Below are 9,320 nucleotides of genomic sequence, written 5' to 3'. Positions count from 1 at the left end.
GTCTGCCCGTCCGGGAACGTCACGGTGAACGTGGGCGCGTAGCCGTGGCCCTGCAGGTACACCCGGTCGCCGCCGACGCGCAGCGGGTGGTTGACCTCCAGCAGGTAGTGCCGCCAGCTGTTGGCCGCCAGGTCACGGCCGGCCTGGTAGTCGATGTCGGCGGCGAACGAGGTGGCCTGCCCGGACGGCAGGTAATGCGCCTGGAAGTCGTTGACGCGGATGCAGATCGGATTCAGCGACGTGCCGTCGACGGTGTTGCCGGCCCGGAACGAGTCGAACGCGGCCGGCGACGCCGAGCAGAAGCCCGGGCCGGAGTCGGCGATGACGATGACGTTGCCCTCGTAGCCGAACAGCTTGCCGACGGCCACCGCGACCAGCAGGCCCAGCAACGAGAAGTGGAAGACGATGTTGCCGAATTCGCGCAGGTAGCCCTTCTCGGCGGACACCTCGACCAGGCTGGCCTCGTCGTCGTCCGGATGGCGGATGGCGGTGCGCCAGCCGCGCAGCCGGCCGGTGATGGTGTTCGCCAGGGCGTTGATGTCATCTGGGTCGGCCGGCAGCTGCGCGCTGGCGTGTTTGGGCAGGCGGGCCAGGTTGCGCGGGGCGGCCACCGGGGTGGCGCGCAGGCTGCGGGCGTGCTCGATCATCCGCGGCGTCAGGCAGCCGACCAGTGACACGAACAGCAGGACGTAGATGGCGGTGAACCAGAAGCTGGAGAACACGTTGAACGCCTGCAGCCGGTCCAGCCACGGCCCGATGACCGGGTGGCCCTTGAGGTAGTCGTCGACCTTGCCGGCGTTGAGGCTGCGCTGCGGCAGCAGCGCCCCGGGTATCGCGCCCAGCGCGAGCAGGAACAGCAGCACCAGCGCGGTGCCCATCGAGGTCAACGCGCGCCAGGTGTTGCGGCCCCAGGCAAGCAGTCGCGACATCAGATCGGCAGCCTCACGTCGGACACGAAGGCGTCGCGCAGCCACGAGACGAAGTCGTTCCACACCCCGCTGACCAGCAGGACACCGACCGCGATCAGCAGTGCGCCGCCGAAGACCTGGATGGCCCGGGTGTGGCGCCGCAGCCAGCCCAGCGCGCCCACGGCTCCGGCCGAGCCGAACGCCAGCAGCACGAAGGGGATGCCGAGTCCCAGGCAGTAAGCGATTACCAGGACGATCCCCCGGGCCACGCTCGCGCCGTCGGTGGCCGAGGCCACGGTGATCACGCCGGCTAGCGTCGGCCCCAGGCACGGCGTCCAGCCCAACGCGAAAACGGCGCCCAGCAGCGGCGCCCCGGCGACGGTGGTCAGCTGGCGCGGGCTGAACCGGGCCTGGCGTTGCAGGGCCGGGATCAGGCCGACGAACGCGAGCCCCATCACGATTGTCAGCACGCCCCCGACTCTCTGCAGCAGCAGCTGGTTGGTGATCAGCGTCGTCGTCATCCCAAGGACCGCGACCGTGCCCAGCACGAAGATCGTGGTGAACCCCGCGACGAACAGCGCCGCCGAGCCCGCCACCCGCCACCGCGCCGACGGCGGCGCCTTGACCTGACCGGGCAGCGGCTGCTCGTCGACGCCCACGACGGCGGCCAGGTAGGACAGGTACCCGGGCACCAGCGGCACCACGCACGGCGAGGCGAACGACACCAGCCCCGCCAGCAGGCACACGCCGAGGGCCACCAGCAGCGGTCCGGCGGCGGCGATCTGGGTGAATCCGGTCACTCGCGGGCCAGCTTCTGCACCACGGGTTGCAGGTCGGCCGCCAGCAGCTCGCGCAGGAACACCGCCGCCACCCGGTGCTGGCGGTCCAGGACGAGGGTGGAGGGGATCACGGTGGTGGGGTACTTGCCGCCGAACGCGATCAGGGTGCGCATCGCCGGGTCGTAGATCGAGGGGAACGTCACGTGGCGGTCGTTGACGAAGTCCAGCGCGGCCTGCCGGTTGCTGTCGCGCACGTCGATGCCCAGAAAAGACACCCCCGCGTCGCGGGTGGCGTCGTAGACCTGTTGCAGCTGGCTGACCTCGGCGCGGCAGGGGCCGCACCACTGGCCCCAGATGTTGATGACGACGACCCGGCCGGCGAAGATCGGGTCGTCCAGCGACAGCGGGTGTGCCGGGTCGGCCAGGTCGGGACCGGACAGCGGGCCGGGACGGCCCCGGCTGGACGGCGGGTCGTAGTGGATGTCGGTCTTGCCGCCGGGCGAGACGAACTCGAAGGTGCCGCCCTGGGCCACCGCGTCACGACCGGACGAGCAGCCGGCAACGAGGGTCGTCACCAAAACCCCGGCCATCGCCAGTCGCAACGTGACTATGGCGCCACTCCTCTCCCCCGCAAGCGGGAGGTGCCCCCACATCGCTTTCCTGCGCTGCATCGTCGTTGGCGCGATCAGAGCGCCGGTTCCTGATATTCGACGTCGGCCAGCCGGTCGCCCTCGTACACCAGGGTGGTGATCGAGCACAGCCCACACTCGCGCCGGCGCGGGTCGTGCCACAGCCGCCGGCCGGTGAGGTGCAGCCGCAGCGTCCACACCGGCAGCTGGTGGCTGACGCACACCACCTCGCGGCCGGCGGCGCGCGCGCGGGCCTTGTCGACCGCGGTCGTCATCCGCGCCGCGATCTCGGCGTACGGCTCGCCCCACGACGGGGTGAACGGGTTGCGAAGCTGCCACCAGAACCGCGGGTCGCGCCAGGCGCCGTCGCCCGGTCCGACGCGGCGGCCCTCGAAGAAGTTCGCCGATTCGATCAGGTCGTGGTCGGTGTCCACGGCCACGCCGTGCTTGGCGGCGATGGGCGCGGCGGTCTCCTGGGCCCGCTGTAGCGGGGAGGCCACCACCGCGACGATGTCGCGCCCGGCGAGCGCGTCGGCGACCGCGGCCGCTTGCTCGCGGCCCTTGTCGGACAGATGGAATCCGGGCAGCCGTCCGTAGAGGACCCCGCTGGGGTTGTACACCTCGCCGTGGCGCACCACGTGGACCCGGGTTTGATCGGCCATCAGGGCTTGTCCTCCTGGGCGGCCGCGCGGGCCGCGGTGGGCAGGGCGTCGGCGATCCGGTCGAACGCCGCGTCGTCCAGCGCGGCCGAGACGAACCATGCCTCGAACGCGCTGCACGGCGGGTAGACGCCCGCATCCAGCAGGGCGTGGAAGAACGGCGGGTAACGCCAGGTCTGGCTGGCCCGCGCGGACGCGAAGTCGGTCACCGCCGCGTCGGTGAAGAACACGCTGAGCATGTTGCCCGCACGTGAAAGCTGATGTGGCACAGACGCATTGGTCAAGGCCTCGGTGAGCAGGGCGGCCAGCCGGTCGGCGTTGGCGTCCAGCGCGGCGTAGACGGACGCGTCGGCGGCGCGCAGCGTCGCCAGGCCGGCGGCCACGGCGACCGGGTTACCGGACAACGTGCCGGCCTGATAGACCGGCCCCAGCGGCGCCAGCCGTTCCATCATCTCGGCGCGCCCGCCGAACGCGGCGGCCGGCAGGCCGCCGCTCATCACCTTGCCGAAGGTGAACAGGTCGGCGTCGACGGGATCGATTCCGTACCAACCGCTTCGGCTGACCCGGAAACCGGTCATCACCTCGTCGACGATCAGCAGCGCCCCTTGCTCGGCGGTGATCGCGCGCAGCGCGGCGTTGTAGCCGTTCGCGGGCGGGACGACGCCCATGTTGCCGGGGCTGGCTTCGGTGATCACCGCGGCGATCTGGTCGCCGAGCTCGGTGAAGGTGTGCCGCACGGCGTCAATGTCGTTGTAGGGCAACACGATCGTGTCGGCCGCCGCCGCTCCGGTGACCCCGGGCGAGGACGGTAGGCCCAGCGTCGCCACCCCGGAACCCGCGTCGGCGAGCAGCGCGTCGGCGTGGCCGTGATAGCAGCCGGAGAACTTGACGATCTTGGGTCTGCCGGTGAAGCCGCGGGCCAGCCGGATCGCGCTCATCGTGGCCTCGGTGCCGGAGTTGACCAGTCGGATCCGCTCGACGGGCGGCACCCGTCCGATGATCTCGCCGGCCAGCTCGCTCTCGGCCGGGGTGGGGGCGCCGAACGACAGGCCGGACGCCGCGGCCCGGGTGACGGCGTCGACGACGGCGGGGTGCGCGTGTCCCAGGATCATCGGGCCCCACGAGCAGACCAGGTCGACGTAGCGATTGCCGTCGGCGTCGGTGAGCCAGTACCCGTTGGCCTCGGTGATGAAGCGCGGGGTCCCGCCCACCGCGGTGAACGCCCGCACCGGGGAGTTCACCCCGCCGGGGATGACCGCGCAGGCGTCGGCGAACAGCCGGGCCGACGCCGCCGTCGTCGCGGCGTGCGCGGTCGCCTGGTCACTGCTTCCCATGACGACCAGTGTCCCAGCTGCCGCGATCGATACAACTACAGGGTGTAGCAGGACAGGTCAGGCGTCGCTTCGCGGGTCGGCTTGCTGGGCGGCCTGGAAATGATGGCGGGCGGCGTCGCGCTCTTTCTCCGCCGCCCGCCGGTGCGCCTCGACGTCCCCTAGGCCCTCCTCGACCGCCCGCTCATGCACCTCGGCGGCGCGTTCGTGCGCGACGGCGGCCTGGTAGTGGCCGTCCCGGTCGCGGCGGTGCGCCTCGTGGTCCCGCTCCTGGGCGTGCTGGGCGCGGTCGGTCGCGCGCTCGACGTCTTGCGGGGTGATGGGTTTCCGGGCGGCCAGGGCTTCACCCCTGCGCTTGAGCTCCGCGGCGCGCTGGGCCGCGTCGTTACCCGGCGAGTCGCCCATGTTCAGACACTAGACCCGTTTCGCGGGGAAAAGTTTGGTTGCTGCTGGACGGCCCGGGCGAGTTGGATGGTGGTATGCAGATGCCGCAGGGGCTCGCCCGGTTCAACCGTCACGTCACCAATCCGATCCAGCGGCTGTGGGCCGGCTGGTTGCCGCCGTTCGGGATCGTCGAACACGTCGGCCGCCGCTCGGGCAAGGCCTACCGCACTCCGGTGAACGTGTTCAGCGCCGACGTCGACGGCAAGCCCGGGGTGGCGATCCTGTTGACCTACGGCCCGGACCGCGACTGGCTGAAGAACCTGAAGGCCGCGGGCGGCGGCCGGATGCGCCGCAACGGCAAGAGCTTCGGCCTCGCGGACCCGCGCGTCGTCACCAAAGCCGAAGCGGCGTCCCACGTAAGCCCCGCAGCGCGGCCGATTTTCGCGAGGCTGCCGTTCGAGGACGCGGTGCTGCTGACGAAGACGGGCTGAGCCGGGGGCGTCAAGCGTCAGGGGCGTCCCGGCGGGCCCGGGCGCGCCGTTTGCCCTCGTGCATCGCGGCCAGCCGGGCGATCGGAATCGCGCGGCCCTGCTCGATCAGATCGTCCGGCAGGCGTTGCGGGTGGGGCATGTGTTCGGCCCACGGGTCGCGCCCGGCAAGGGCGTCGATCGCCGTGTGGATGGTGAAGTCGCCGGGGCACACGGAATCGAGATCCGACCACGCAAGCGGGAAGGACACCGGTAGGCCGGGGCGCAGGCGCGGGCTGTAGGCGGCGACGACGGTCGCCCCGCCCGCGCGGGTCGAGTCCACGAACACCTTGCCGGCGCGGTCGGCCACGACGAAAGCTGTTGTCGCCCTTTTCGGGTCGAGTTTTTCGGCGCGGGCGGCGAGCGCCCGGGTGGCGGCCGCGACGTCGTCCGCCGCTGCGGTGCCGTCGACCGGCACGAAGACATGAATGCCCTTGGCGCCGCTGGTTTTCACCGCGCCCGACAGGCCGGCGTCGGCCAACGCCTGCCGGACCACATGGGCGACGGGGACCACGGCGGTGAAGTCGTCATCGGCCGGCGGGTCGAGGTCGAGCACCAGATGGGTGGGCCGGCGCGGATTGTCGGCCAGGCCGAGCGAGGGGTGGTATTCGACGGCACGCTGGTTCGCCAGCCACAGCAGCGTGCGCAGGTCATCGCAGACGGCGTAGTGCACTTCGCGTTTGGATGCCTCGGCCCATACCGGGACGGTGCGCACCCAGGCAGGCGCGTATTTCGGCGCGTTCTTCTGCATGAATGGGGCCTGGCCCCGCAGCGCGCGCAGCACCGTGAGCGCGCGGCCGGCCAGGACGGGCAACAATCGGTCGGCCACCGCGTCCAGGTAATCGATCAGGTCGCGCTTGGTGGCTCCGGCTTCCGGGCTCAGCGGCTGGTCCAGGTTGGTCAAGTCAACACCGGCGCGGCGCTCGTCGGTTGTCATGACGGGCGGCCTGCGCGCGCGGCGCGATGCACGGCCCGGGTCATGTAGCGAACATAACGTCATCGGTCGAGGTGCTGGCGGTGCGGCGCGGGGTCACCGTTCAACCGAACGCCAGCTGGCGCAACACCCGCAGAAAGACCTCGCGGTCGGTGGTGGTCAGCTGCCCAAGCCAGCGCTCTTCGCCTTTCTGGATGTCGCGTTGCGCTGCGCTGCGGATCGAGCGTCCGGCGCTGGTGATCGCAAGCAGGCGCGCGCGGCGGTCGTCGGGATCGGGTGAGCGTTCGATGTAGCCCTGCTGCTGCAGTTCGTCGAGCGTGGGAATGATGCGTGTTTTGTCGGCGCCGATCGCGTCTGCGAGGGCCGCTTGCGTGCGGATCGGCGAGCTGTCAAGGGCGCTGAGAATGACGTACCCCCACATCGACAGGCCGTGCGCCGCCAGCACCGGCCGCTCGGCGGCTACGGCTTGGCGCGTCAGCGGCACGAGCATTGCCGCCAGGTCCGGACGCGTCAACTTTCGTGCCATGCCGTAATGATAGAGCTTGTCATATCATATGCGTAAGCATATCGTATGCGGATGCATATCATTACTGGATTCGCACGCGATGGGAGCTATCCGTGACCTCAACGCATCCCGCCAACGTCAGCGGTGACGACGGCGGCTCATCCGCCGGTGAATGGGCAGCGACCGGCCGACCGCCGATCACCCCCGGCGCCGGGCTCATCAGCACCGATTGGCTGCCCGGCCCGTGCGACTCAACCCGGTTGCCGGTCGTCGTGAGCTACACCGACTTTCACGCCGGATCCGAGAAGGACTGGCACCGGGTCGCCGAACTCGGTATGAAGCTGGCGGAAAGTTGGCCGATCATGCACGGCGCGGTCGGGCTGTGGGTGTGGGGCAAGCCCGCCGAGTGGCGCGGCGGATCGCTATCCGTCTGGCACAGCGGAAGCGATTTACGCCGTTTCATCCGGTGGCCCGTGCACGCTGAAATCATGAAGAACTGGCGGGGACGGCTACGGGTGGAATCGGCGAGTTGGACTGACGAACGATTCGTCCCGACAGCGGTATGGCGCCGCGCCGAGGAGCACATGCGGATGCCTCGCCGCATGTCGCCCTGTCGGCAAGGCGCCGAAGATTAACGGCCCGAAGCTACAGCGCGCTACTCGTCCCCGGCAATCCTGGGGCGAACACCGGTGCGGCCGCGGACCCGGGCGGCGAAGTACAACCCGACCACCACCGCCCAGGACAGCAGGCTGAGCCATAGCTGGCTGCGCGCCGAGCGGTCGAACGCCATCTGCACCAGCACGGCGGTGATCCCGACGAGGGTGAGGATGGAGAGCACGGGGAACAGCCACATCTTCACCCGCAGCTTTTCGGCGGGGGTGCCGCGGCGCAGGATGATCTGCGACAGCGCAATCAACCAGTAGACGAACAAGATAACGGCGCCCGAGGAGTTGAGCAGGAAGAGGAACACGGTGTTGGGTGCGACGCGCGCCATGACGACGCAACCGAATCCGATCGCCGAGGAGCACAGGATGGCGATGTGCGGAACGCCCCGGCCGCTGAGCCGGACCAACCGTGCCGGCGCCTCACCGCGGTCGGCGAGCACGAACAGCATGCGGGACGCCGTATAGAGCCCCGAGTTCAGGCAGGACAGCACCGCGGTGAGCACCACGGCGTTCATCACCTGGTCGGCTCCGCGCAGGCCCAGGTGGTGCAGCGCGGCCACATAGGGCGACGCGCCGAGTTCCACTGAGTCCCATGGCAATATCGCCACCAGTAGGAAGACCGAGCCGACGAAGAAGACGCCGATCCGGGCCACCACCGACCTCGTCGCCCTCTGCACCGCGAGTTCGGGGTCCCGGCTTTCGGCGGCGGCCACCGTGACGATCTCGGCGCCCACCATGGAGAAGATCACCACCACGATCGCGGCGAAGACGGCCCCGACGCCCTTGGGGAAGAACCCGCCGTGCGCGGTGAGGTTGCCCAGGCCCCCGCGGTGCCCGGGCACCAGGCCCAGCACGAACGCGGTGCCGATGCCGAGGAAGACCACGATGGTCGCGACTTTGATTCCGGCGAACCAGAATTCGAACTCACCGAAGGACGACACCGAGAACAGGTTGGTCGCCGTCATCAACACCATCAGGCCCAGCGACAGCAGCCACAGCGGGGCGTGAAACCAGTAGTTGAGGACCTTTCCGCCGGCGACCGCCTCGAAGCCGACCACGATCACCCAGAAGTACCAGTACAGCCAGGCGACCGAAAAGCCCGCCCAGCCGCCCAGCGCCGCGCCCGCGTAATCGGCGAACGATCCCGTCGACGGGTTCGCGGCGGCCATTTCGCCCAGCATGCGCATCACCAGGACGATCAGCAGGCCGCACAGCGCGTACGTCAGGAACGCCGCGGGGCCGGTGTCCTTGATCACCACGCCGGAGCCGATGAACAGGCCGGCGCCGATCACCCCGCCGAGGGCGATCATGCTGAGCTGGCGCTGCGACAACCCTTGGCGCAGTTGCGCAGTGCCCGCCATCGATCCTCCCCCGCCCGGTGAACCGGCGTCAGTCCAGGCGGGTGGCCACCACGGACCACACCGGGAGGTGCACCCGGTGGTCTTCCAGCAGGGGGTCGATGACGCCCAGCCGATGCACCAGCGGCCGCATCCGCTGCAGTATTTCGCCCTGCGGCTCGGAGGCGAATTCCTTCATGGCGTCGAACGTCTCCTTCAGGAACCGGGCCTGGTACGTCGTGCCGCCCAGGTAGTCGATGCGCCATCCGTTGGCGCCGAACACCCGCTCGAAGTTGTCGGCGGGGATGGCCGTCCATTGCAGGCCGTTGACGTTGTGGGGGCTGAACTCGAACATGTACAGCCGCGCGCCGGGTTTGGTGGCCCGGTGCAGCGCCTGCGCGTACCGCGTCTGGATGACCCCGTCGTTGAGGAAGACGTGATAGAACGCGCTGTCGACGACCGGAATCGACGATTCGCCCTCGGCCATCGAGCAAGCGAAACGCAACGCGGAGCGGGCGGGCGTCGAGGTCGACTTCCAGGTTGCCGACGCCACCAAACTGGAAGGATTCGAGGGCCGCTTCGACACGGTCGTCGACAGCGCGTTCTATCACGTCTTCCTCAACGACGGGGTCATCCAGACGCGGTACGCGCAGGCGCTGCAC

At 69.9% G+C, this 9,320-nt stretch carries 12 protein-coding genes and 1 pseudogene; 3 read left to right on the top strand and 10 right to left on the bottom strand.

Annotated features, from left to right (window positions below; all coding sequences use genetic code 11):
* From resB to A5681_RS00830, 6 genes are all read right to left on the bottom strand, one after another.
* The coding region (gene resB / locus A5681_RS00855) for a cytochrome c biogenesis protein ResB (RefSeq protein WP_197498472.1) at positions 1-929 on the bottom strand (929 nt) is incomplete at its 3' end.
* Positions 929-1,708 carry a cytochrome c biogenesis CcdA family protein gene (locus A5681_RS00850; RefSeq protein WP_067268699.1) on the bottom strand — a complete coding sequence of 260 codons (780 nt, stop codon included), beginning with the start codon at positions 1,706-1,708 and terminating at the stop codon, positions 929-931. The genes resB and A5681_RS00850, both read right to left, overlap by 1 nt.
* A complete protein-coding gene (locus tag A5681_RS00845; protein ID WP_067268698.1) occupies positions 1,705-2,277 on the bottom strand; it encodes a TlpA disulfide reductase family protein in 573 nt (190 codons plus the stop codon). The genes A5681_RS00850 and A5681_RS00845 overlap by 4 nt, the downstream gene beginning before the upstream one ends.
* Positions 2,278-2,372: 95 nt before the next feature.
* Entirely contained in the window at positions 2,373-2,978 is a 606-nt protein-coding gene (locus tag A5681_RS00840) for a histidine phosphatase family protein (RefSeq protein WP_067268697.1), read from the bottom strand.
* The gene (gene hemL / locus A5681_RS00835) at positions 2,978-4,309 is read right to left on the bottom strand and encodes a glutamate-1-semialdehyde 2,1-aminomutase (protein WP_067268696.1); all 1,332 of its coding nucleotides are present in this window, start codon (positions 4,307-4,309) and stop codon (positions 2,978-2,980) included. The genes A5681_RS00840 and hemL overlap by 1 nt, the downstream gene beginning before the upstream one ends.
* Positions 4,310-4,366: 57 nt before the next feature.
* The gene (locus A5681_RS00830) at positions 4,367-4,711 is read right to left on the bottom strand and encodes a hypothetical protein (RefSeq protein ID WP_055404935.1); all 345 of its coding nucleotides are present in this window, start codon (positions 4,709-4,711) and stop codon (positions 4,367-4,369) included.
* A 74-nt stretch (positions 4,712-4,785) separates the two neighbouring features.
* Between A5681_RS00830 and A5681_RS00825 the strand changes: the two genes are divergently transcribed.
* Complete coding sequence (locus tag A5681_RS00825; RefSeq protein ID WP_067268700.1) at positions 4,786-5,181, top strand: nitroreductase family deazaflavin-dependent oxidoreductase; 396 nt, start codon at positions 4,786-4,788, stop codon at positions 5,179-5,181.
* Positions 5,182-5,191: 10 nt separating this feature from the next.
* Here the strand turns inward: A5681_RS00825 and ligD are convergent, their stop codons facing one another.
* Both ligD and A5681_RS00815 read right to left on the bottom strand, forming a co-directional pair.
* Positions 5,192-6,154 carry a non-homologous end-joining DNA ligase gene (gene ligD / locus A5681_RS00820; RefSeq protein WP_067268695.1) on the bottom strand — a complete coding sequence of 321 codons (963 nt, stop codon included), beginning with the start codon at positions 6,152-6,154 and terminating at the stop codon, positions 5,192-5,194.
* Between the two features lie 100 nt (positions 6,155-6,254).
* The gene (locus A5681_RS00815; protein WP_231996186.1) at positions 6,255-6,641 is read right to left on the bottom strand and encodes a MarR family winged helix-turn-helix transcriptional regulator; all 387 of its coding nucleotides are present in this window, start codon (positions 6,639-6,641) and stop codon (positions 6,255-6,257) included.
* A 128-nt stretch (positions 6,642-6,769) separates the two neighbouring features.
* Here A5681_RS00815 and A5681_RS00810 point away from each other — a divergent pair, with 128 nt between their 5' ends.
* A complete protein-coding gene (locus tag A5681_RS00810; RefSeq protein WP_067268693.1) occupies positions 6,770-7,291 on the top strand; it encodes a hypothetical protein in 522 nt (173 codons plus the stop codon).
* A gap of 20 nt (positions 7,292-7,311) precedes the next feature.
* On the opposite strand, the gene A5681_RS00805 is transcribed toward A5681_RS00810, so the two are convergent.
* Together A5681_RS00805 and A5681_RS00800 are read right to left on the bottom strand one after the other, a co-directional pair.
* Positions 7,312-8,682: an amino acid permease gene (locus A5681_RS00805; RefSeq protein ID WP_067268692.1), complete on the bottom strand. Its 1,371-nt coding sequence runs from the start codon at positions 8,680-8,682 to the stop codon at positions 7,312-7,314.
* A gap of 28 nt (positions 8,683-8,710) precedes the next feature.
* Positions 8,711-9,145 (bottom strand): hypothetical protein, encoded by a 435-nt coding sequence (locus A5681_RS00800; RefSeq protein ID WP_197498471.1) that lies wholly within the window; start codon positions 9,143-9,145, stop codon positions 8,711-8,713.
* Between A5681_RS00800 and A5681_RS26225 the strand changes: the two are divergent.
* A pseudogene (locus A5681_RS26225) lies at positions 9,111-9,320 on the top strand (class I SAM-dependent methyltransferase); the annotation flags it as partial. The gene A5681_RS00800 and the pseudogene A5681_RS26225 sit on opposite strands and share 35 nt — an antisense overlap.

Source organism: Mycobacterium scrofulaceum (assembly GCF_001667885.1).
Classification (GTDB): domain Bacteria; phylum Actinomycetota; class Actinomycetes; order Mycobacteriales; family Mycobacteriaceae; genus Mycobacterium; species Mycobacterium scrofulaceum_C.
This window is presented reverse-complemented; position numbering and strand designations above follow the sequence as displayed.